General features: G+C 55.6%; 21 protein-coding genes. 13 read left to right on the top strand and 8 right to left on the bottom strand.

What is annotated here, in order from left to right; genetic code table 11:
• The first annotated feature begins 3 nt into the window (after positions 1–3).
• The 4 genes from mnmG to ABJH13_RS17320 are packed head-to-tail and all read left to right on the top strand — an operon-like array spanning position 4 to position 4,188.
• Positions 4–1,875 carry a tRNA uridine-5-carboxymethylaminomethyl(34) synthesis enzyme MnmG gene (gene mnmG, locus ABJH13_RS17335; RefSeq protein WP_348407468.1) on the top strand — a complete coding sequence of 624 codons (1,872 nt, stop codon included), beginning with the start codon at positions 4–6 and terminating at the stop codon, positions 1,873–1,875.
• On the top strand, positions 1,872–2,477 hold the full coding sequence (gene rsmG / locus ABJH13_RS17330; RefSeq protein ID WP_348407467.1) for a 16S rRNA (guanine(527)-N(7))-methyltransferase RsmG: 606 nt from the start codon (positions 1,872–1,874) through the stop codon (positions 2,475–2,477). Before mnmG ends, rsmG begins: the two co-directional genes overlap by 4 nt.
• Entirely contained in the window at positions 2,470–3,279 is an 810-nt protein-coding gene (locus tag ABJH13_RS17325; RefSeq protein WP_348407466.1) for an AAA family ATPase, read from the top strand. Before rsmG ends, ABJH13_RS17325 begins: the two co-directional genes overlap by 8 nt.
• A gap of 9 nt (positions 3,280–3,288) precedes the next feature.
• Positions 3,289–4,188: a ParB/RepB/Spo0J family partition protein gene (locus tag ABJH13_RS17320; protein ID WP_348407465.1), complete on the top strand. Its 900-nt coding sequence runs from the start codon at positions 3,289–3,291 to the stop codon at positions 4,186–4,188.
• Here the strand turns inward: ABJH13_RS17320 and hemW are convergent.
• Genes hemW through rph form a run of 3 tightly spaced genes read right to left on the bottom strand, consistent with a single transcriptional unit; the run spans position 4,185 to position 6,656 of the window.
• Positions 4,185–5,342 (bottom strand): radical SAM family heme chaperone HemW, encoded by a 1,158-nt coding sequence (gene hemW, locus ABJH13_RS17315; protein ID WP_348407464.1) that lies wholly within the window; start codon positions 5,340–5,342, stop codon positions 4,185–4,187. The genes ABJH13_RS17320 and hemW overlap by 4 nt on opposite strands.
• The gene (gene rdgB, locus ABJH13_RS17310) at positions 5,335–5,946 is read right to left on the bottom strand and encodes an RdgB/HAM1 family non-canonical purine NTP pyrophosphatase (RefSeq protein WP_348407463.1); all 612 of its coding nucleotides are present in this window, start codon (positions 5,944–5,946) and stop codon (positions 5,335–5,337) included. Before rdgB ends, hemW begins: the two co-directional genes overlap by 8 nt.
• Complete coding sequence (rph, locus tag ABJH13_RS17305) at positions 5,943–6,656, bottom strand: ribonuclease PH (protein WP_348407462.1); 714 nt, start codon at positions 6,654–6,656, stop codon at positions 5,943–5,945. The genes rdgB and rph overlap by 4 nt, the downstream gene beginning before the upstream one ends.
• A gap of 112 nt (positions 6,657–6,768) precedes the next feature.
• On the opposite strand from rph, the gene hrcA reads away from it, so the two are divergent.
• The gene (gene hrcA, locus ABJH13_RS17300) at positions 6,769–7,833 is read left to right on the top strand and encodes a heat-inducible transcriptional repressor HrcA (protein ID WP_348407461.1); all 1,065 of its coding nucleotides are present in this window, start codon (positions 6,769–6,771) and stop codon (positions 7,831–7,833) included.
• A gap of 9 nt (positions 7,834–7,842) precedes the next feature.
• Positions 7,843–8,403 (top strand): nucleotide exchange factor GrpE, encoded by a 561-nt coding sequence (locus ABJH13_RS17295; protein WP_348407460.1) that lies wholly within the window; start codon positions 7,843–7,845, stop codon positions 8,401–8,403.
• Between the two features lie 29 nt (positions 8,404–8,432).
• Here the strand turns inward: ABJH13_RS17295 and mutS are convergent, their stop codons facing one another.
• Complete coding sequence (gene mutS, locus ABJH13_RS17290) at positions 8,433–11,069, bottom strand: DNA mismatch repair protein MutS (protein ID WP_348407459.1); 2,637 nt, start codon at positions 11,067–11,069, stop codon at positions 8,433–8,435.
• A gap of 135 nt (positions 11,070–11,204) precedes the next feature.
• On the opposite strand from mutS, the gene ABJH13_RS17285 reads away from it, so the two are divergent.
• Positions 11,205–13,460 carry an NADP-dependent malic enzyme gene (locus tag ABJH13_RS17285; RefSeq protein ID WP_348407458.1) on the top strand — a complete coding sequence of 752 codons (2,256 nt, stop codon included), beginning with the start codon at positions 11,205–11,207 and terminating at the stop codon, positions 13,458–13,460.
• Here ABJH13_RS17285 and msrA read toward each other — a convergent pair whose 3' ends face one another.
• The gene (gene msrA / locus ABJH13_RS17280; protein ID WP_348407457.1) at positions 13,461–14,123 is read right to left on the bottom strand and encodes a peptide-methionine (S)-S-oxide reductase MsrA; all 663 of its coding nucleotides are present in this window, start codon (positions 14,121–14,123) and stop codon (positions 13,461–13,463) included.
• 179 nt (positions 14,124–14,302) lie between these two features.
• On the opposite strand from msrA, the gene ABJH13_RS17275 reads away from it, so the two are divergent.
• A complete protein-coding gene (locus ABJH13_RS17275; protein WP_348407456.1) occupies positions 14,303–14,995 on the top strand; it encodes an HAD family hydrolase in 693 nt (230 codons plus the stop codon).
• Between the two features lie 6 nt (positions 14,996–15,001).
• Here ABJH13_RS17275 and ABJH13_RS17270 read toward each other — a convergent pair whose 3' ends face one another.
• The gene (locus ABJH13_RS17270; RefSeq protein ID WP_348407455.1) at positions 15,002–16,219 is read right to left on the bottom strand and encodes an argininosuccinate synthase; all 1,218 of its coding nucleotides are present in this window, start codon (positions 16,217–16,219) and stop codon (positions 15,002–15,004) included.
• Positions 16,220–16,348: 129 nt separating this feature from the next.
• Here ABJH13_RS17270 and ilvA point away from each other — a divergent pair, with 129 nt between their 5' ends.
• Positions 16,349–17,584, top strand: a complete 1,236-nt coding sequence (gene ilvA / locus ABJH13_RS17265) for a threonine ammonia-lyase IlvA (protein ID WP_348407454.1) — start codon at positions 16,349–16,351, stop codon at positions 17,582–17,584.
• A 6-nt stretch (positions 17,585–17,590) separates the two neighbouring features.
• On the opposite strand, the gene ABJH13_RS17260 is transcribed toward ilvA, so the two are convergent.
• A complete protein-coding gene (locus ABJH13_RS17260; RefSeq protein ID WP_348407529.1) occupies positions 17,591–18,004 on the bottom strand; it encodes an Hpt domain-containing protein in 414 nt (137 codons plus the stop codon).
• A gap of 70 nt (positions 18,005–18,074) precedes the next feature.
• On the opposite strand from ABJH13_RS17260, the gene ABJH13_RS17255 reads away from it, so the two are divergent.
• The gene (locus ABJH13_RS17255; protein WP_348407453.1) at positions 18,075–19,355 is read left to right on the top strand and encodes a SpoIIE family protein phosphatase; all 1,281 of its coding nucleotides are present in this window, start codon (positions 18,075–18,077) and stop codon (positions 19,353–19,355) included.
• On the opposite strand, the gene ABJH13_RS17250 is transcribed toward ABJH13_RS17255, so the two are convergent.
• Entirely contained in the window at positions 19,343–19,780 is a 438-nt protein-coding gene (locus ABJH13_RS17250) for an NUDIX hydrolase (RefSeq protein WP_348407452.1), read from the bottom strand. The genes ABJH13_RS17255 and ABJH13_RS17250 overlap by 13 nt on opposite strands.
• 81 nt (positions 19,781–19,861) lie before the next feature.
• On the opposite strand from ABJH13_RS17250, the gene ABJH13_RS17245 reads away from it, so the two are divergent.
• Genes ABJH13_RS17245 through ABJH13_RS17235 form a run of 3 tightly spaced genes read left to right on the top strand, consistent with a single transcriptional unit; the run spans position 19,862 to position 22,591 of the window.
• Positions 19,862–20,851, top strand: a complete 990-nt coding sequence (locus ABJH13_RS17245; RefSeq protein ID WP_348407451.1) for an Hsp33 family molecular chaperone HslO — start codon at positions 19,862–19,864, stop codon at positions 20,849–20,851.
• Positions 20,841–21,437 (top strand): CoA pyrophosphatase, encoded by a 597-nt coding sequence (locus ABJH13_RS17240; protein ID WP_348407450.1) that lies wholly within the window; start codon positions 20,841–20,843, stop codon positions 21,435–21,437. Before ABJH13_RS17245 ends, ABJH13_RS17240 begins: the two co-directional genes overlap by 11 nt.
• Complete coding sequence (locus ABJH13_RS17235; protein WP_348407449.1) at positions 21,413–22,591, top strand: CCA tRNA nucleotidyltransferase; 1,179 nt, start codon at positions 21,413–21,415, stop codon at positions 22,589–22,591. The genes ABJH13_RS17240 and ABJH13_RS17235 overlap by 25 nt, the downstream gene beginning before the upstream one ends.
• Positions 22,592–22,676 lie beyond the last annotated feature (85 nt).

Raw genomic sequence — 22,676 nt, 5'->3', positions numbered from 1 at the left:
GGAGTGTTTCACGTGAAACATTTTGATGTCATTGTCGTCGGAGGCGGGCATGCGGGCGTCGAAGCTGCCCATGCCTCTGCGCGAATGGGCGTTGAAACCGCACTGGTCACTATTTCACAATCCAGTATAGGAGTTATGTCCTGCAATCCTGCGATAGGGGGGCTCGGCAAAGGGCATCTCGTTAGAGAAATTGACGCACTGGATGGTGTCATGGGTCGCGTGGCAGATAAAGCGGGTATTCAATTTCGCTTGCTTAATCGGCGTAAGGGTCCAGCTGTCCAGGGACCTCGCGCGCAATCCGACCGTGATGTGTACCGGCGCGAAGTTCTTGCTGAGACATTAGCGCAGGACCGCCTGCGTGTGATATCGGGCGAAGTCGTTGATTTTATTATGGATCAGGGATGTATTTCCGGCGTCGTACTGCAAGACGGGTCGGAGATTTTGTCCAATCAGGTCATTCTGACGACAGGCACTTTTTTACGTGGGGTTATCCATATTGGGAATGAATCCCGATCCGGTGGGCGGATGGGTGAGAAGGCGTCAATTAGGCTTGCCGATCGTATAGATTCCTTTGGGCTACCTCTGGGCCGATTAAAGACTGGTACACCCCCTAGGCTAGAGAAAAAGAGTATCCGATGGGATGTTTTGGAAAATCAGCCCGGTGATGATGAACCTGTTCTATTTTCATTTATGTCGACCGGTACGCACTTGAAGCAGGTACCATGTGGAATCACCCATACGAATCCTCAAACTCATGAGATAATTCAGAAAAACCTTAATAGATCGGCTATGTACGGGGGGCATATTGACGGTGTTGGACCGCGTTATTGCCCGTCTATCGAAGATAAGGTTGTTCGCTTTTCAGATAAAGACTCGCATCAGGTTTTCTTGGAGCCGGAGGGGCTTACGAGTAATCAGATCTATCCAAATGGAATTTCGACGTCTTTGCCAGAGACTGTGCAAAAGGAGTATGTTCAATCTATATTTGGTCTCGAGAACGCGGTTATCCTTACACCCGGGTATGCGATCGAATATGACTATGTGGATCCTCGGGCATTGGAACAAACGCTAGAACTTTCAAGCGTACCGGGCCTATTTTTAGCGGGGCAGATCAACGGCACGACAGGGTATGAGGAGGCCGGTGCGCAAGGAATTGTTGCCGGTTTGAATGCTGCTCTACGCGCACAAGGACGCGAGCCTGTTATTTTCTCTCGGTCACAGAGCTATATTGGGGTTATGATAGACGACTTAACGACGCGAGGTGTTAGCGAGCCTTATCGGATGTTTACATCGCGAGCGGAGTTTAGATTGTCTTTACGTGCTGATAACGCAGATCAACGGCTGACCAACCTTGGAATTGAATTGGGATGTGTTGGCCAACATCGGGCGGATATTTTTCTGAATAAGGTTGAACGGCTTGACGCAGCTCGCGGATTTTTGACTGATCGGAAATTTACACCAACTCAAGCGGCGGCAGTTGGGATTAAGATTAACCAAGACGGCCAGAAGCGCACAGGACTACAGTTGTTGGCGTTTCCTGAAGTTACCTTCGACGATGTTGGAAAGTTGGATTCAAGTCTCGGTTCGATTGACATGGAAATCGCATTGCAAATGGAGCGCGAAGCGCTTTACGCGAATTATATTGCGCGGCAAGCGAAAGATATAGAGTTGTTGCAAAGAGATGAGCGTCACCTTATCCCGAAGGAATTTGATTACTCATTGGTGGATGGATTATCGAATGAACTTAAGGCTAAGTTGGATAAGGCGCGGCCTGCTTCGATCGGGCAAATGTCAGGTATTGATGGGATGACACCTGCCGCGATGAACATTGTTTTGTTGCGTGTTCGTCAACTAAGTAAGTTAAAAAGTGCATGACCAGTTCACACCTAAATGTTTCACGTGAAACATTTGACCGTTTGCAGTGCTACCACGACCTTCTGTTGAAGTGGTCGCAAAAGATCAATTTGATATCCAAATCTAGCTATCGTGATCTTTGGGATCGCCATATCTGGGATTCGGCCCAAGCCTATAACCTCGTTGATCTTGGTCGCACTTGGACAGATATTGGGAGCGGGGGAGGGTTACCAGGGTTGGTGATCGCGATATTATCCCGAGAGAACAATCCTGTGATGCGGGTAAAATTAATTGAAAGTGATATGCGTAAAGCGGTCTTTTTACGTACTGTTATCCGTGAGTTGGATCTAAATGCAGAGGTAACCGTGTCGCGCATTGAATCGACGTCGCCAGCACAAAGCGACGTCTTGTCTGCACGCGCACTGGCGGATCTTAGCGCTCTTTTACCCCTTGCGCAAAGGCACCTGAAGCCAAGTGGTGTCGCATTGCTCTTCAAAGGCGTGACTTGGGAAAAAGAAGTCGAAATTGCACGGAAATCATGGTCATTTGAGCTGAAGGCTCATACAAGTAAAACAAGCGCCCAATCTGCTATCCTGGAGGTGAGAGATATCCAACATGCCTGATCTGTCCCGCCCAAACGCTCCCAAAATTATCGCCGTGGCCAATCAAAAAGGTGGTGTAGGTAAAACCACCACAACTATCAACTTGGCCGCCGCAATGGCGGAGGCTGGAAAAAAGGTGCTGGTCGTTGATTTGGATCCGCAAGGAAACGCGTCAACCGGACTAGGTATTGAGGTTGATGACCGTGAATTCACAACATATGACCTTATCCTAGGGGATGTAGCGTTAACGTCGGTTGTAACGCCTACGGCTACACCAGGGTTGGCGATTGTTCCTGCGACTGTTGATCTTAGTTCAGCCGATATCGAATTGATTTCAAACGAAAAACGCAGCTTTCTTTTGCACGATGCACTTCGTCAGCCAGAGATGGATATCTACGCATTAGACTATATTCTAATCGATTGTCCGCCTTCGCTTAATCTTTTGACCGTAAACGCGATGATAGCGGCTGATTCTGTTTTAGTCCCACTGCAAAGCGAGTTTTTTGCGCTGGAAGGGCTGTCGCAACTCATGCTGACTATCCGTGAGGTGCGTCAAAGCGGCAATAAAGATTTACGGATCGAAGGCATCGTGTTGACGATGTATGACACCCGCAACAACCTATCATTGCAGGTGGAACAAGACGCGCGCGATAACCTTGGTGAACTGGTCTTCGCCACCAGAATTCCACGTAATGTACGTGTCAGCGAAGCGCCGTCTTTTGCGATGCCAGTTTTGACCTACGATACGGCGTCAAAAGGGGCGCAAGCATATCGGGCGCTCGCGCAAGAAGTATTGACTAAAAATATGAAGACGGCGGCTTAGGGGGTCGAAATGGCGGGTGTAGCAGATCGAAAACGTGGGCTTGGCCGTGGGCTATCGGCATTGATGTCCGACGTGGCCGAAACGGAAAAGGCCACAAACGCAGGCCCATCGGCCGCTGAGCGGTTGGTTCCCATCGAGCAAATCATACCAAACCCAGATCAACCGCGGAAACGATTTGCGGATGACGACCTAAGTGATTTGTCGTCATCAATCAAAGAAAAAGGCGTGATCCAACCGCTCATTGTCCGGTCGATTGCTGACGATAAATATGAAATCGTCGCGGGTGAACGCCGTTGGCGCGCTGCGCAAATCGCCAATTTGCATGAATTACCAGTTGTTGTTCGCCATTTCACGGATGTTGAGGTGCTGGAAGTTGCCATCATCGAAAACATCCAACGTGCCGATTTGAACCCTATCGAAGAAGCCGCTGGATACCGGCAACTGATGGACCGGTTTGGGCACACCCAAGAGAAAATGGCCGAAGCCCTAGGTAAAAGCCGAAGCCATATCGCCAATCTATTGCGCCTTTTGAACCTGCCTGCGCCTGTGTTAGAGATGGTGCGCACTGGTGATCTTAGCTCGGGACACGCGCGGGCGTTGGTTCCTGCGCGGGACCCTATGAAGCTGGCGCAGCAGATCATCAAGGGCGGGTTGTCTGTGCGGGCGACAGAATCGTTGGTCAAAAAAAGCACTGCCGACGATAATAAACCGTTTCAAAGCAAGACGCCTAAGGCAGTACTTGACACCAAAGATGCTGATACAAAAGCTTTGGAAGGTGATCTTTCGGCGTCTTTGGGCGTAAAAGTAGAGCTAAATCACAAATCAGGCCACGAATCTGGGCAGGTTGTTTTGCACTACAAAACGCTGGATGAACTTGATGAATTGTGCCGGGTTCTAAGTGGTTCTTAACCGATCAGAAGATCGGAAATTATGGCGTTTAAGACCATAACTCCTTGATCTTTAACGGTTAATCTATCAGCTTGAACTGAAATCAGCCCTAGGTCCTGCAGAGATTTTACCTTGTTGGGTGCCAACTGCCGCCCAGCAAGGCGTTCAAACCGCTTTAGGTCGACCCCTTCGGTCAACCGCAGCCCCATCAGTATGAATTCGTTGGCTTGATCGTCCAGTGACAGCACCGTACGTGGATTTTCAGGTCGCGCCGATGTGGCTTCGTCCAGCCACCGTTTGGGGTTTGAATAGCATTCCGTCGCATATCGTTGCCTGCCGACGGTCAGCCGCCCGTGCGCACCCGGTCCGATGCCGACATAGTCACCATATCGCCAATAGATCAAATTGTGCCGAGATTGCGCACCATCCCGCGCGTGGTTCGATACCTCATACGCGGGTAGGCCGTGTTCGCCGCACAGATCTTGGGTCAGGGAAAACAAATCAGCGCCCAGGTCTTCGTCGGGCAGGTCGCGAAGTTTGCCCGCGTTGTACCTGTCACCAAACGCGGTGCCTTGTTCAATTGTCAGCTGATACAGCGACAGATGATCGACCGCCATTGACAGCGCTTGGGTCAGTTCGGCACGCCAATCGGCCAGTGTTTGACCCTGCCGCGCGTAGATCAGATCAAAACTCACCCGTTCAAAACACCCGCGCGCAATTTCAAAGGCGCGCATAGCGTCATCGGCGCTGTGTAACCGCCCAAGCCGCCGAAGATCATCATCGTTGAGCGCTTGGACCCCCATAGAAATCCGATTGACGCCCGCATCGCGAAATGCGGCAAAACGGCCGGCCTCTACGGAACCGGGATTGGCTTCTAATGTGATCTCTAGGTCGTTGGAGCAGGGCCAATTGCGCCGAATGCGCTCGATAATCTGCGCAACGGTGTCAGGAGCCATCAGGCTAGGTGTGCCGCCGCCAAAAAACACAGACCGCAACACACGGCCCTTGGTTTCAGCCGCAGCACGGTCAAGTTCGGACAGGTAGGCGTCACGCCACGCGGCATGGTCTATGTGCTGCGTGACGTGGCTGTTGAAATCGCAATAAGGACATTTGGATTCGCAATAGGGCCAGTGAATATAAAGCCCGAACCCGCCGTTTTCCCAATCGTCAGCCAAAACAACCTTCGATCAGTTTGTTAAAGGCGTCAGCACGGTGGCTGATGCGGTTTTTCGCGGCGGCGTCCATTTCTGCGAAGGTTATATCATGCCCGTCGGGCTGGAACATCGGGTCATAGCCATGACCAATTTCGCCGCGAATAGGCCAGACAAGATGGCCCGCAACGGTGCCTTCGAAAATTTCCTCGTGACCATCGGGCCAAGCCAACACAAAGGTCGCACAAAACCGCGCGTGCCGTGGGTGAGGTGCGTTTTTCTCTTCGAGCATCGTGTGGGTTTTGGTCATCGCCATGATGAAATCACGTCCGTTGGGTGTTTCGGCCCAATCGGCGGTATAGACGCCGGGCTGATTGTCCAACGCGTCGACCTCAATGCCAGAATCATCGGCAAGCGCGGGCAGGCCGGTCGCCGCAACCGCCGCACGCGCCTTGATCCGGGCGTTGCCGATGAACGTGCTTTCTGTCTCTTCGGGCTCATCAAGATCCATCTCGGCCGCACCCACGACGTCAACGCCATATGGGCCAAACAACTGGCGTATTTCGTCCAGTTTGCCTGCGTTGTGCGTGGCCACCAAAATGCGTTTGCCGTCGAATCGTCGCGTCATGCTGTGGCGGCCTTTTGTGCGGCGGCCAATTCCAACACGCCTTTTTCGGCGAGATCCATCAGCTGGTTCATCTGATCACGCGAATAGGTCGAGCCTTCGGCGCTCATCTGGATTTCGATCAGCTTGCGGGATTCGGTCATGATGAAATTCCCATCAACACCCGCTTCGGAATCTTCGGGGTAGTCCAGATCCAGCACGGGTTGGCCCGCGTAGATGCCACAGCTGATTGCGGCAACCGGGTCTTCCATCGGGTCGCTGATCACGTCACCGGCCTTCATCAACTTGTTCACCGCCAAACGCAGCGCAATCCAGCCGCCGGTGATAGACGCACACCGCGTGCCGCCGTCGGCCTGCAACACATCGCAATCCACGGTGATCTGACGTTCACCCAAGGCCACCCGGTCAACGCCTGCGCGCAATGACCGCCCGATCAAACGTTGGATTTCGACGGTACGGCCCCCTTGTTTGCCCATCGCGGCCTCGCGGCGCATGCGGGTGTTCGTGGCACGGGGCAGCATACCGTATTCCGCGGTGACCCATCCCAGACCGGACCCTTTGATAAACGGTGGCACGCGGTCTTCGATGGTGGCCGTACACAAGACATGCGTGTCGCCCATCTTGATCAGGGCGCAGCCCTCGGCATGTTTCGTGAAATCTGTTTCGATAGAAACAGCGCGCATTTCGTCCAGAGCTCGACCAGAAGGGCGCATGGGATATCCTCTTTTTGTATACTCTCCGATACCGTTCCCCAGTATACTTATGCAACCCCGATCGAATTCTGCGCATTTCGTGCTTTTGTGACGGTCCAATTGAGGTTCGGTTATGGTTGACGCAAACAACATCCTTGGCGAAATGAACGATCGCTCGCGCGAGGTGTTCCGCCGCGTCGTCGAGGGATACCTGCAAGATGGCGCGCCGGTGGGGTCGCGGACGTTAACGCGGGACTTTAGCGAAAAGGTCAGCGCCGCGACGATCCGCAATGTGATGCAAGATCTGGAATATCTAGGGTTGCTGGACAGCCCACATGTCAGCGCCGGACGCATCCCGACCCAGATGGGATTACGCATGTTTGTCGATGGGTTGCTGGAAATCGGCGATCCGGACGAAACCGACCGTGGCCGGATAGATGCAACGATGGCGTCCAACACCGAAGGGGTCAGCGGGTTGCTGGACCGTGTTGGGTCTGCGCTATCGGGGGTCACGCAGGGTGCGTCGTTGGTTTTGACCCCCAAACATGAAGCGCCGATCAAGCATATCGAATTTGTGTCGCTGTCGCCGGATCGGTCGCTGGTCGTGTTGGTATTTGCCGATGGCCACGTGGAAAACCGGCTGTTCACGCCGCCGCCCGGTCAAACGCCGAGCTCTATGCGCGAGGCTGCGAATTTCCTGAATGCCCTGATCGAGGGTAAAACCCTGTCAGAACTGCACGCCGTTATTGCGGTCGAGATCAAGAACCGCCGCCAAGAGATCGATTCGTTGGCGCGCGACCTGGTCGAAAGCGGGTTGGCCGTCTGGGAAGGCGAGGGCGACCAGATCGAACGTTTGATTGTCCGAGGTCGGTCAAATCTGCTCAGTGACGAGGGCGAAGCCGAAGATCTTGACCGGATCCGCCGCCTGTTTGATGACCTAGAACGCAAACGTGATATCGCGGAATTCCTTGAACTTGCTGAAGATGGTGACGGTGTGCGCATTTTTATCGGTTCTGAGAACAAACTTTTCTCACTTTCGGGTTCCTCTCTGGTGGTTTCCCCATATATGAACGCTGATCGAAAGATCATTGGCGCCGTGGGTGTCATTGGTCCGACGCGATTGAATTATGGACGCATTGTGCCGATTGTGAATTACACGGCGCAGCTGGTTGGAAAGCTGATCTCTGACCGGAGCTAGAGGTGAAATATGGCAGACCCAAAGAACAACGATTTTCTTGATGACATTGATGACGCAGAAGCCGAGGCTTTTGCCGACGAGATGGAAGAGATTGATGATGAAGCGCTGGAGCTTGATCAACTGCGGGCAGAACGCGACCAGTTAAAAGACCGCTTTATCCGCGCGCTGGCCGACGCCGAAAATGCACGCAAACGGTCGGACCGTGACCGCCGCGAGGCTGAAAACTACGGTGGGTCCAAACTGTCCCGTGACATGTTGCCGGTGTACGACAACATGAAACGCGCGATGGAAACCATCACCGCCGAACAAAAAGAGGCCAACAGTGCGCTGATCGAAGGGATCGAACTGACGATGCGCGAATTGCTGAGTGTCTTTAAAAAGCACGGGATCGACATGATCAAACCCGAAGTTGGTGATCGTTTTGACCCACAGCAACATCAGGCGATGTTCGAGGCTCCTGTGCCGGGCACCAAAGCCGGCGATATCATTCAGGTCGCTGCCGAAGGCTTCATGTTGCACGACCGGTTGTTGCGCCCTGCGCAGGTTGGCGTGTCATCGACACCCGGTTAACCCCCATAATGTACGGCAAAGCGCGATGATCAGCGCTTTGCCGTTTCTTTGAGACGGTACAGAATGTCCAACGCTTCCTTCGGGCTCAGATCGTCCGGGTGCACGCTTTCCAATGCGCCTTCTAGGGCTGATTTTTCTGGCGCGGGCATAGGCGCCGTATGGACCGCAGAAAACAGCGGCAGATCATCGATCAGCGTCTTTTGTTTGGCCCCACCTTCGCGTTCGCCTTGTTCCAACGCATCCAGAACCACCCGCGCGCGGGCAATCACCGATGATGGCAGGCCCGCCAGTTGCGCGACTTGCACGCCATAAGATCGGTCTGCCGCACCTTTGTGTACCTCGTGCAAAAAGATCACCTCGCCGTCCCATTCTTTGACGGCGACTGTCGCGTTTTCGACGCCCGGCAGTTTTCCGGCAAGAGCGGTCATCTCGTGATAATGCGTGGCAAATAACGCGCGGCTTTGGTTCACATCATGCAGGTGTTCCAGCGTCGCCCAGGCAATCGACAGGCCATCGTAGGTGGCCGTTCCACGCCCGATTTCGTCTAAAATGACTAAGGCATGGTCGTCCGCCTGATTAAGGATCGCAGCGGTTTCGACCATTTCCACCATAAACGTCGACCGCCCCCGCGCCAGGTCATCGGATGCGCCCACGCGGCTGAACAATTGGCTAACCAGCCCGATATGCGCGGTGTCCGCAGGGACAAAGCTGCCCATTTGCGCTAGCAACGCGATGATCGCGTTTTGCCGCAAAAATGTCGATTTACCCGCCATGTTTGGCCCGGTTAACAGCCATACATGCGCGTCACCTTCCGCCGCACCAAGGTCGCAGTCATTCGCGATGAACGCCTGACCGCCACCTTGTTTCAACGCATGTTCCACAACGGGGTGGCGCCCACCTTTGATCTCAAACGCGCGGCTGTTGTCTATTTGAGGCGCGGACCAGTTTTCAGATGTTGCCAGATGCGCCAATGCGCTCGCTAGATCCAGCTCTGCCAATGCGGCGGACGTTTGCGCGATATTCGCGGCGCACGCCATCGTTGCGGAGGCTAATTGTTCAAACAGGCGCTTTTCGATCTCAAGCGCACGGGCACCTGCATTGAGGATCTTTGTCTCCATCTCCGATAGCTCAACGGTGGTAAAGCGTACCTGATTTGCGGTGGTCTGCCGGTGGATAAATGTTTCTGACAGGGGTGGGGACAGCATCTTTTCTGCGTGGGTTGCAGGTGTCTCGATGAAATAGCCCAAAACGTTGTTGTGTTTGATTTTGAGCGACGAAATTCCCGTGTTAGTGACGAAATCCGCCTGCATTCTGGCGATAACTGCGCGTCCTTCGTCACGCAGTTGACGGGCCTCATCCAGTTCTGGGTCATGGTCTGGTGCAATAAAACCACCGTCGCGGATTAGTAAGGGCGGTTCGGCCACAAGGGTCGCATCTAACCTATCAATCAAGTCCGCATGACCGGTCAATGACCCCATGGCGCGCGTGAGCAGATCGGGGATATCATGGTCATTTAGCCCGTTATGAATGACGTCTGCCTGAATAAGCGCGTTGCGGATCGCGGCCAAATCCCGTGGTCCGCTGCGGTCCATCGACAGACGCGATAGCGCGCGATCGAGATCAGGTGTTTTGCGTAATCCATCGCGAATATCGTCTCTAAACTGGGGCTCTGTGGTAAACCATGTAACCGCATTCAGACGGTCTTGGATCAAATCCAACACACGTGACGGGCTGGACAGCCGCCGTTCCAACAGGCGCGCCCCACCTGCGGTTACGGTTTTATCAACCACTGATAGCAACGACCCGGCCCGTCCGCCTGACAAGGCCTGCGTCAGTTCAAGGTTGCGCCGGGTTGCCGCGTCGATCTGCACGGTACGGGCTTCGGCCTCTTTTTGGGGCGGGCGCAGCAGGGGTAGTTTGCCCTTTTGCGTGATGTCGAGGTATTGAAGGATAGCGCCCATCGCCGCAATTTCGGCGCGGGTGAATGCCCCGTAGGCATCCAGTGTTTCGACACTAAACAAGGCGCAAAGCCGTTGTTCACCGCCAGTGCTATCAAACGCAGACCGTGCAAGACCCGTTAGCGCGATACCAAAATCATCGGCAATTTCGCGCAGATCCGTTTCCTTGTTTTCCGGCACGATCAATTCGGACGGGGCCAGACGGGCCAATTCGGGACCCAACCTCAGATCGCTTAGAGGCATCACATGAAACGCACCGGTGGAGATATCGACCCACGCCAAGGCCTGCGCATCGCGAACTTCGGCAAAGGCGGTCAGGTAGTTGTGGCGCCGCGCTTCTAGCAGGGTTTCTTCGGTGAGAGTGCCGGGCGTGACCAATCGCACGACGTCACGTTTTACCACCGATTTATAGCCACGCTTTTTGGCCTCGGCGGGGCTTTCCATTTGTTCGCAAACCGCAACGCGAAACCCCTTGCGTATCAACGTCAGCAGGTACCCTTCGGCCGCGTGCACGGGCACGCCGCACATGGGAATATCCGCGCCGTCGTGTTTGCCCCGTTTGGTCAGTGCAATATCCAACGCTTCGGCCGCGGCAACGGCGTCATCAAAGAACATCTCGTAGAAATCGCCCATGCGGTAGAACAGCAGCGCATCCGCATAGCCTGATTTCAATTCGAGATATTGCGCCATCATCGGCGTGACGGTCATAAGAGCCCCCCGGCAGTTTCCGCAGACCTTACAAATGCACGACGGCAGGTAAAAGCCTCAAATAGCGGACGCTTGAGAACGCATGAGGCCTGAGCTAAATGTTAGGTCCTGTCATCCCCTGAAAGGTCCTGCCGAATGTCCAAAAACCGCGTGACACCCGAAGAGGCGTTGGCCTTTCACCTTGAACCCACCCCCGGAAAATTCGAAATCACCGCGACCGTCCCGATGACCACGCAACGGGATCTTAGCCTGGCGTATTCGCCGGGTGTCGCCGTACCCTGCGAGGCGATCGCGGAAAACCCCGAGACGGCTTATGATTACACCAACAAGGGCAATCTGGTCGCCGTGATCTCCAATGGCACGGCGGTTTTGGGGCTGGGGAACTTGGGTGCGCTGGCGTCCAAGCCGGTGATGGAAGGCAAGGCGGTTTTGTTCAAACGGTTCGCGGATGTGAACAGTATCGACATCGAATTGGACACCGAAGACACTGATGCCTTTATCAATGCGGTCAAACTGATGGGCCCCACATTTGGCGGCATCAACCTAGAAGACATCAAGGCGCCGGAATGTTTCATCATTGAGCAACGTCTCAAAGAAGAGATGGACATCCCCGTTTTTCATGATGACCAACACGGCACGGCGGTGATTTGCGCGGCGGGTCTGCTGAACGCGCTCAAGCTATCTGGCAAAAACATCGAAGACGTCCGGATTGTTTTGAACGGGGCAGGGGCGGCAGGCATCGCCTGTCTTGAGTTGCTCAAGGCGATGGGTGCACGCCATCAAAACTGTATCATGTGCGACACCAAAGGCGTGATCTATCAAGGCCGTACCGAGGGCATGAACCAGTGGAAATCGGCCCACGCCGTGTCGACCGATTTGCGCACATTAAGTGACGCGATGAAGGGGGCCGATGTGTTTCTGGGCGTTTCGGTCAAAGGGGCTGTGACGCAAGATATGGTCTCTAACATGGCGGAAAACCCAGTTATTTTCGCCATGGCGAACCCTGACCCGGAAATCACACCCGAAGATGCACATGAGGTTCGGCCCGATGCGATCGTGGCCACCGGGCGTAGTGACTACTCCAATCAGGTCAATAATGTGCTGGGCTTTCCCTACCTGTTCCGCGGCGCGCTGGATATTAACGCGCGCGCCATCAACGACGAAATGAAGATCGCCTGCGCCCATGCTTTGGCCAATCTCGCGCGCGAGGATGTGCCCGATGAGGTCGCACTGGCCTATGGAAAACACCTGACGTTTGGACGCGATTATATCATCCCCACGCCGTTTGATCCGCGGTTGATCCACCGGGTGCCACCCGCAGTGGCGCACGCGGGGATGAACACTGGTGCGGCGCGGCGTCCGATTATCGACATGGAGGCCTACGAGCTGTCGTTGAAATCGCGCATGGACCCAACGGCCAGCATTTTGCGGGGCATCAATGCCCGTGCGCGCGCCAATCAGGCCCGGATGATCTTCGCCGAAGGCGACGACCCCCGCGTGTTGCGCGCCGCCGTGATGTATCAACGTGCCGGTCTTGGCAAAGCCCTGGTCGTCGGGCGCGCGGATGACGTGAAGGCCAAACTGGATGCGGCCGGCCTTGACGACGCGCACCGCGAGATCGAGGTGGTGAATGCCGCCAACACGCAGCATTTGGACACCTACAAACAATTCCTGCACGACCGGCTGGGTCGGCGCGGTTTCGACACCCAAGACATCCACCGTCTCGCAGCGCGCGACCGTCATGTGTTTTCGGCGCTGATGTTGCAGCATGGGCATGGTGATGGGTTGGTCACCGGGGCCACGCGGAAATCGGCGCATATTCTTGACCGGATCAACCACGTCTATAACGCAGACAAAGAGCACGGCGCGGCGGGTATCACCGCGGTGCTGCACAAGGGGCGTATTTTGTTCATTGCGGATACCATCGTGAACGAGTGGCCCGACGAGGAAGATCTTGCCAATATCGCGGAACGTGCTGCGACCGTTGCCCAAAACATGGGGTTAGAGCCGCGCGTGGCCTTTGTGAGTTTTTCAAATTTTGGGTACCCGGTGTCCGAACGGGCGGAAAAAATGGCCAAGGCGGCGCATGTTTTAGACAAACGCGGCGTTAGTTTCGAATACGAAGGCGAGATGACGGTGGATGTAGCGCTGAATGCCACGGCGCAGGAAAGCTATCCGTTTTCGCGGCTGACGGGCCCGGCGAATATTTTGGTCGTGCCTGCGCGCCATTCGGCCAGTATTTCCGTAAAGCTGATGCAGGAAATGGCCGGGGCGACGGTGATCGGACCGATCCTTGCGGGTGTCGAAGGATCGATCCAGATCTGTTCTACCGTGTCTACAGCCAATGACATCTTGAACATGGCGGTGTTGGCGGCGTGTAAGGTCGGCTGATCAGCTACCAACAAACGGTGCGGCGCTGCCCCAAAGTGCTTTGACGCGGGTATCTCGTCCACAGGCGTTGCGGTACGCTTTGTAAGCCGCTGCTTGGCGTTTGGGGCCAAAGCGTGTGATCACCAGTTTGCTGCCTTTGTAGTAATCTTGGTGGTACGCGTCTGCGGGGTAAAATTCGGATGCCGCCAAAACTGGCGTCACGATGGATTGCCCCAAATCAGCGGCGGCTTGGGCTTTGGCCGCGTTTGCGATCTGTTTTTCGGCGGATGACGCCGTGAAAATCGCAGTGCGGTAGCTTTCGCCCCGGTCGCAGAATTGGCCGCCCGCATCGGTCACGTCGACCGACCGTAGGAACAAATCAAGCAACGCGCGGCGACCAACAACATCGGCGTCAAAGGTGATTTGCACGGCTTCGAAATGCCCTGTTCCGCCTGCGGTTACTTGTTTGTAGGTGGGGTCTGCGACCGTGCCACCGGTAAATCCTGATACCGCGCTTTTGACGCCTTCGACTTTCTCAAAGTCGGCTTCGACGCACCAAAAACATCCACCAGCGACGGTTAGGGTTTGCAGGTCTTCAGCCATGGCCGTTTTACTTTGTGCAACAAAGCCCAGAACGATCATACCGGCCAAAGCCGCAGATTTGAGTGTTTCACGTTTCAACATAGTGCATCTCCTTTGGACGTAAGTGTGTCTTTTTTCGGGCAAGGCCACAATTCACGAGCATGCGATGTCACGGGCAGGTGAGATCAATTTACGGACTTGGCTTTTGACGCAGCGGTTTTTACCGTAAATTGAAACATCTCAGGGGATTATCGCGTGATTTTTGAAACAATGGGCCGCTTATGAAAATCGCGATGTGGTCCGGGCCGCGAAATCTCTCAACGGCAATGATGTATAGTTTCGGCGCGCGCGATGATTTCACGGTCATGGATGAGCCATTTTACGCGCCGTTCCTTGCAGCGTCTGGCGCGAATCACCCCATGCGGACGGAAATATTGGCAACACATCAAACAGACGCGGCCACGGTTGCCGATGTCTGCGCCCGCAAGACGCCAACGCATTTGTACATGAAACATATGCCGCATCACATGTTGGATGGGTTCCCTTTGGATTGGGCGCAGGGGTGCGTCAATGTGCATTTGATCCGCCACCCGGCGCGGGTGATCGCCAGTTATGCCGCCAAACGCCAAGCGCCAACATTAGATGACATTGGGTTCGTTCAGCAGTGCCGGATCTATGATCAATTTGGCGGGGTTGTGGTCGATAGCACCGACATACGCGCCGACCCCGAAGGCATGTTGCGGCGTTTGTGTACTGCGGTTGGGTTGCCCTTTGACCCTGCAATGTTGGCTTGGCCCGCAGGGCCTCGCGCCGAAGACGGTGTTTGGGCGGCGCATTGGTACGGCGCGGTGCATCGCAGTACGGGATTTTCCGGCACAGAAGGCAGTTTGCCCATGTTAGAGACAAATATGGCAGAGCTTTTGGATCAAGCCCTGCCATACTACCGCAAACTAGAAGCGGTTAAATTGCGATGAACCGCATTATTTCAGGCGGCGTTCGCGCGCGGCCAGAAGTTTCAACCGCAGTGCATTCAGCTGGATAAACCCGGCGGCGTCTGTTTGATCATAGGCGCCTGCGTCATCTTCAAACGTAACATGCGCCTCAGAATACAGGCTGTGATCTGACCAACGACCAACCGTGCGCACGTGACCTTTGTACAGTTTCAACCGCACGGTGCCCGTCACGTGGGTTTGCGATGCATCGACGGCGGCCTGCAACATGGTGCGTTCGGGGCTGTACCAGAACCCGTTGTAGATCAGTTCGGCATAACGGGGCATCAGTTCGTCTTTGAGATGCATGGCGCCACGATCCAGGGTGATCGATTCGATCCCGCGGTGCGCTTCTAGCAGCAATGTGCCGCCGGGTGTTTCGTAGATGCCGCGCGATTTCATGCCAACGAACCGGCCTTCAACCAAATCAAGACGTCCACACCCGTGTTTGCCGCCCAGTTCGTTTAGCTTGGTTAGAATGGTCGCAGGTGACATCGCCTCGCCATTGATGCTGACGGCATCGCCGCGTTCAAATCCGACCTCGATGTATTCGGGCGTATCGGGGGCGTCCTCGGGGCTAACGGTACGTTGGTACACATATTCTGGGGCATCCACGGCCGGGTCTTCGAGCTCTTTGCCTTCGGAGGATGTGTGCAGCAGGTTGGCGTCCACACTAAACGGCGCCTCACCGCGTTTGTCTTTGGCAATCGGGATTTGGTTTTTCTCGGCAAAGTCGATCAGCTTGGTGCGGCTCGACAGATCCCATTCGCGCCAAGGTGCGATCACCTTGATGTCGGGGTTCAACGCATAGGCTGCGAGTTCAAACCGCACTTGGTCGTTGCCCTTGCCGGTCGCACCGTGGGCCACGGCATCCGCGCCGGTTTCTTCGGCGATCTCGACCAACCGTTTGGAAATCAGCGGCCGCGCGATGGAGGTGCCCAGCAGGTACAACCCTTCGTACACCGCATTGGCGCGGAACATCGGGAACACAAAGTCACGCACGAATTCTTCGCGCACGTCTTCGATGTAGATCTCGCTTGCGCCCATCTGTTCGGCTTTTTTGCGCGCAGGCTCCAGTTCTTCACCCTGACCCAAATCGGCGGTAAAGGTGACAACCTCACAGCCATATTCGGTTTGCAGCCATTTCAGAATGATCGATGTATCCAGACCGCCAGAGTAGGCGAGCACGACTTTTTTCGGCGCAGACATGAACAGTTCCTTCGTCTCAAAATCCCGGCTGCGATATCGGGTTTTGCGCGGCGCGGCAAGGTGGATGCGCGTTGACCGGCTGATCGTGCGGGCCTACTGATCAAACAATTGCCAAAAAGGACCCGTTTCATGACCGCCACCGCCTTTGCAGATGCCGCCCGCGCGGCAGAACGGGAAATGCGCGCCGTCTTCGCGCCCACACCGCTGCTGCGCAACGACCACCTGTCGGACCGGTTTGACGCGGATATTTGGCTCAAACGCGAAGATCTTAGCCCGGTGCGGTCGTATAAATTGCGCGGTGCGTTCAATGCGATGCGCAAGGTTATCCCCGGACAGTCGGTGTTTGTCTGCGCAAGTGCGGGAAATCACGCGCAGGGCGTAGCGTTTATGTGCCGGCATTTTGGGGTGCGTGGGGTCATTTTTATGCCTGTAACGACGCCACAGCAAAAGGTGCAGAAAACGCGGATATTTGGTGGTGATCACGTCGAAATCCGCCTGGTTGGGGATTATTTCGACGAAACCCTGGGGGCCGCCCAGACGTTTTGCACACAAGAGGGCGCGCATTTTCTGTCACCCTTTGACGATGAAGACGTCATTGAAGGGCAGGCGTCTGTCGCCGTCGAAATCGAAGATCAGCTGGGTCGTGTGCCCGACCGGATCATTCTGCCGGTAGGTGGCGGTGGTTTGTCAGCTGGGGTGCGCAGCTATTTTGGGCCCCGGCTGGCCTACACATTCGTTGAACCCACGGGCGCGCAAAGTTTGGGGCGCGCGTTGAAACACGGTGCGCCGATCAATGTGTCGCCGATTGATAGTTTTGTCGATGGCGCGGCCGTTGCAAAATTAGGAGAACGGACCTTTGCGCGGTTGCGTGATGTGGCCCGTGCGGATGCCATTCATTTATCTGAAGACCGTATTTGCACCACCATAATCGAAATGTTGAACGTCGAGGGCATCGTGCTGGAGCCTGCGGGCGCTATGTCGATTGAGGCGCTGAATGACGTTCGGGATGACATTCGCGGCAAGTCGGTTGTTTGCGTGGCCTCTGGCGGTAATTTTGACTTTGAGCGGTTGCCCGAGGTCAAAGAACGCGCGCAGCGCTATTCGGGCGTAAAGAAATACTTCATTTTGCGGCTGCCGCAGCGACCCGGAGCGTTGAAAGACTTTCTGGGTATTCTTGGCCCAGATGATGATATCGCCCGGTTCGAGTATCTTAAAAAATCGGCACGCAATTTTGGGTCTGTCCTGATCGGGATCGAAACCACCCGGCCAGAAAATTTCGCACGGTTTTTGGGCGAACTTGACGCCGCAGGGTTTACCTATACGGATATCACGAACAACGAAACACTGGCGCAGTTTGTGGTTTGACCACGGCTAACCGGCCATTTTGTCCGGCAGGTCATTCACAAAAACTGTGCGGGATTGGGTGTAGCAGTGCAGGATTTCTTGCAGATCAATGATAGTGTCTTGGTTCATAGCGGCTGTTTTTTCACCGGCTTGGCACAGCTCGGAAAAAGATTGAAACCCTAAGCTTAACGCGCTTCCTTTGAGGAAATGCAGTTTGCTTTCGAGGTCGTTATCGTGCTGTTGCGCGGCAAGTTCATCAACGGCGGCGTCGACTTCTTCTAGAAATAACTCAACAACATCGTCAAAATCCTCTGCTCCGATCTCTTCTCTTAGGGTCGCGACCCTGCTCCAATCAATCATACTGTCCTCGGCGCTGTGGGTGTAGGTCTTGTACGCCACAAAGACTAACGTTCCGTTTTTGCGGCCTTTGGCTTTTTGCACCAAAATTTCGCTTTAACGCGGCCTTAGTGTTTCAAAGGGTACGTCTAGGCGATTTAGCGTGGAGCAAGCCATGAATAGCGAAGTGCCCGCATCGGACCCCATGCACCGGGCTGATCTACCCGACGGTGTCAAACATGTGTTGGTGGTGGATGATAGTCGCGCGCAACGCCGGATTTTGTCCAGTTCGCTCAAACGCTGGGGGTATCACGTGACCGAAGCCGACAGCGGTGAGGCGGCGCTCGCGATTTGCCAACAAGATACCCCGGATCTCATCCTCAGCGATTGGATGATGCCTGGCATGTCCGGTCTGGATTTTTGCAAAGCATTCCGGGCGTTATCAGATGAAACCTATAGCTATTTCATCCTGCTTACCTCCAAAAGCGAAACCGATGATATCGCCGAAGGTCTGGATGCGGGCGCGGATGATTTTCTGACCAAACCGGTCAACCCCCCCGAACTGCGCGCCCGGCTTAGCGCGGGCCAGCGTATCATCGAAATGCAACAAGAACTGACGTTGAAAAACCGGGTGATCAAGGAAACCTTGGTTGAATTGCAGCGGCTGTACGATTCGCTGGACAGTGATCTGGTGCAGGCCAAACAGCTGCAACAATCCCTGATCCGCGAGCGTGAAAAAACTTTTGATGGCGGCGATCTGGCGTTGCTTTTGCAATCCAGCGGTCATGTGGGCGGCGATCTTGTGGGGTTCTTTCCTGCGTCTGACGGGCATCTGGGTTTGTTCGCCATTGATGTGTCTGGCCATGGGATCAGCTCGGCGTTGATGACGGCGCGATTGGCAGGATATCTGTCGGCGACCGCGCCAGATCAGAATATCGCGCTGGAAAAAACCGACACTGGCTACCGGTCGCGCGCCCCGCGCGATGCCATCGCGATTCTGAACCAGCTGGTGCTGGATGAGATGGAAACCGAGCATTATTTTACCATGATGCTCGCCGATATCGATATGGAAACGGGGCGGGTTGTCATCGGGCAGGCGGGCCATCCGCACCCGGTTGTCCAGCGCGCAGATGGCACGTTGGAACAGGACGGCACGGGGGGCTTCCCCGTTGGGTTGATGCCAAACGTTAGCTTTTCACAGTTTGAGATACAGCTTTCGCCGGGCGATCGTTTGCTGATTTTGTCGGACGGCGTGACGGAATGCCCCGACACCAAAGGCGCGCTGCTAGAAGAAGAAGGTCTTGAGAAAATTCTGAATGATCTGCAGTCAGTTAAGGGGCCTGCGCTGTTCACCGAAATTTTGGCGGCAATGACAAAATTATCAGGCCTGACCGAATTTCCTGACGATGTGTCGGGGCTTTTGTTTGAATTCCACGGCGCCGGTCAGGCGAAATAGCGCGCCAAAAACAACCGGTCGCCGTCATTGCCTAGGGTGGCCACCGCGGCGCTGGGCGACATTACGATTGTTTCGTGGCCCGGCTCCAGAGGTGGGCCAAGCCGGTGCACAGGTCTGGCGACATAGATATGACAGATCTTTTCAGCATGAAATCCGTAGTCGGGCATATAGATAAACCGCCGAAACGCCCCCAGCTTGCGCGGCGCGGCAATGCGCCAGCCGGTTTCTTCCATTACCTCACGGTGCAACGCATGGATCGCGCTTTCACCGGGGTCGATCCCCCCGCCGGGCAACTGAATATCGACCGTATCGCCCAGTTGCGCAGTCAGCAAAACAGACCCACCCAAGGGCAATATCGCATAGGCGCCGGGGCGCTGAACATAGCGTTGATTTGCATGGGGCGCATGGCCGACACGTCTCATCATTCTGGCTTGCCCTCTTTTCAACGGACCCAAGACGGTTATATGGGGTCGGTATGCCAACCCGGTGGCGATAAGGAAACCCCCATGACACTTGGACAGCAGATCGCGTGGGACGATACCGTCTTACCCTTTCAACTTGATGCCAGCGACATTCGCGGCCGTGTTGCACGGTTGGATGGCGCCCTGAATGGTATTCTGGAACAACACGATTACCCGCCGCAGGTCGAAGCCTTGGTGGCCGAAATGGCGTTATTGACTGCGATGATCGGTCAAACCATCAAATTGCGCTGGAAACTTCAGTTGCAGGTGCAGTCCAAAGGGGCTGTGCGGATGATTGCGACGGATTATTACGGCCCCGAAAAAGACGGCGAACCGGCAAGAATCAGGGCCTATGCCAGCTATGACGCCGACAGGCTGACGGATGCCGCGCCATTTGATCAGGTGGGCGAAGGTTACTTTGCGATCATGATCGACCAAGGCAAGGGTATGACGCCCTATCAAGGCATCACCCCGCTAGAAGGCGGGTCGCTGGCCGCCTGCGCCGAGACCTATTTTGCGCAGTCCGAACAATTGCCCACCCGCTTTTCGCTAAGCTTTGGCAAATCCACTGAACCGGGCGTGCCCGAACATTGGCGCGGCGGCGGCGTGATGTTGCAACACATGCCCAAGGCATCGCCCTTTGTTGCGCAAGGCGAAGGTGCAGGCGAGGTCCTGTCTGCCGACGATCTGGTGCAGGATGACGAGGCCGAAAATTGGAACCGCGTGAACATTTTGCTCGATACGGTCGAAGATATCGAATTGATCGGCCCGACATTGGCACCCAATGATCTGTTGTTGCGGTTGTTCCACGACGAAACGCCGCGGGTGTTCGACACACAGATCGTCCGGTTTGGATGCACTTGCTCCGAAGACCGTGTGCGTCAAAGCCTGTCGATTTATTCAGCCCGCGACATCGAAAAGATGACCACCGATGCGGGCCGCGTTACGGCTGATTGCCAGTTCTGCGGTGCGCACTACGACCTTGACCCCGCAACCGTTGGGTTTGAGGCAGACGCAAACGGCGATGACGCTTGACCTAGAGACGATCCGCACGGGCTTTCGCCAGCCGGGTCGTCCGTCATCTGACTTTGATCTCAACCCCGAAACGGTGTTGCCTGCGGGGCGCAAATTGCGGCCTGCGGGGGTTTTGGTGCCGATCATGCACAAGGACGGCGTCTGGCAACTACTGCTGACCAAACGATCGTCCGCGCTCAAACACCACCCCGGCCAAATCGCCTTTCCCGGTGGCAAGCAGGATGAAGCCGACCGCGATGTGGTCGCCGCCGCCCTGCGCGAGGCGCACGAAGAAATCGGCCTGCCCCAAGACGCGGTTGATGTGTTGGGCACACTGTCCCCGCATGAAACGGTGACGAGGTTCACCGTGACCCCGGTGATTGGCCACGTCACGCGCCCCTTTGACATACGCCCCGAACCCGGAGAGGTCGACGAGGTGTTCACAGTGCCCCTGCAACACGTGCTGACGCCCGAGAATTTTGTGGTGCAATCGCGGCAATGGCGTGGGCAGATGCGGTCCTATTTTGCGGTGCCTTACGGACCCTATTACATCTGGGGCGCAACTGCGCGTATGTTGCGGGCATGGACCGACCAACTATCACAATGATCCCTGCAAATACGCCATGGCTCACGGACCCGTCAGTGCGCGCAGTGTGTCAGGCGATTGCCGCGCAGGGGGCGCCGATTTACATGGTCGGTGGCTGTGTGCGCGATGCCATTTTGGGTGTCGCTGGGTCTGACGTCGATATGGCTACACCTGTCTTGCCGCAAGAGGTGTCGCGGCTGGCGCAGGCGGCTGGGTTAAAGGTGGTGCCAACTGGCATTGACCATGGCACAGTCACGGTGATCGCGGGCGGCACCGGGTTTGAGATCACGAGCTTTCGCAAGGATATTGCCACCGATGGGCGGCGTGCCGTCGTGGCGTTTTCGGATGACATCACCGAAGACGCGCGGCGCAGGGATTTCACACTCAACGCGCTTTATGCGACGCTGGCGGGTGATATCGTTGACCCGCTGGGGGGGCTGCCCGACTGCCACGCCCGGCGCATTCGGTTCATCGAAGACGCCGAAACCCGTATTCGCGAAGACTACCTGCGTATTCTGCGGTTCTTCCGATTTCATGCCCGATATGCGGACCCGGCGCAGGGGTTTGACCCTGATGCACTGGCCGCCATCGCGTCAAATTCCGCAGGGTTAGAGACACTTTCTGCAGAACGGGTCGGCCAAGAACTGTGCCGCCTGTTGGCTGCACCTGACCCCATGCCCGCAGTGGCCGTGATGCATCAGATTGGCGTCTTGCCGCAGATCTTGCCCGGCAGTGACGTGACATTTCTGGGCCCGGTTGTGCATCTGGCCGATCATCTGTGCTTGCCGCCAGATTGGCGGTTGCGGCTGGCCGCGCTGGGTGGCGAAGACCTGCAAGACCGTTTGCGGCTGACCAACAAAGACGCCAAAGCCGTGGCACAAATGCGCGAGATGTTAGGGGCCATGACGCCTGATCATGAGATCGCCTACAGGCATGGTTTTGACCGCGCGGTTCAGGTCGCCATTTTGCGCGGGGCTATGGCCAACCAACCCATGGGCAAAGATATGCTGCAGCCCTTGCAGCATGCGGCGCAAGCGCGGTTGCCCCTAACGGCGCAAGATCTCATGCCGGGTCTGTCGGGCAAGGCGCTGGGCGATCGTTTGGCGACGCTAGAAAACAGGTGGATAGCGTCTGGTTTTACCCTGACCCGTGACGCGCTATTGGCATCTGATTGAGATGGTCGACAAACACATTTTTCTTGTATAGATAGTACCCATCAAGAGGGAGGAATACGGAATGTATCGCGGGATCTGGTTCGGC

It is taken from the genome of Roseobacter sp., from assembly GCF_039970775.1.
Taxonomy (GTDB): Bacteria; Pseudomonadota; Alphaproteobacteria; order Rhodobacterales; family Rhodobacteraceae; genus Roseobacter.
The sequence above is the reverse complement of the archived record's forward strand: the minus strand, read 5'-3'. Positions and strand labels throughout refer to the sequence as shown.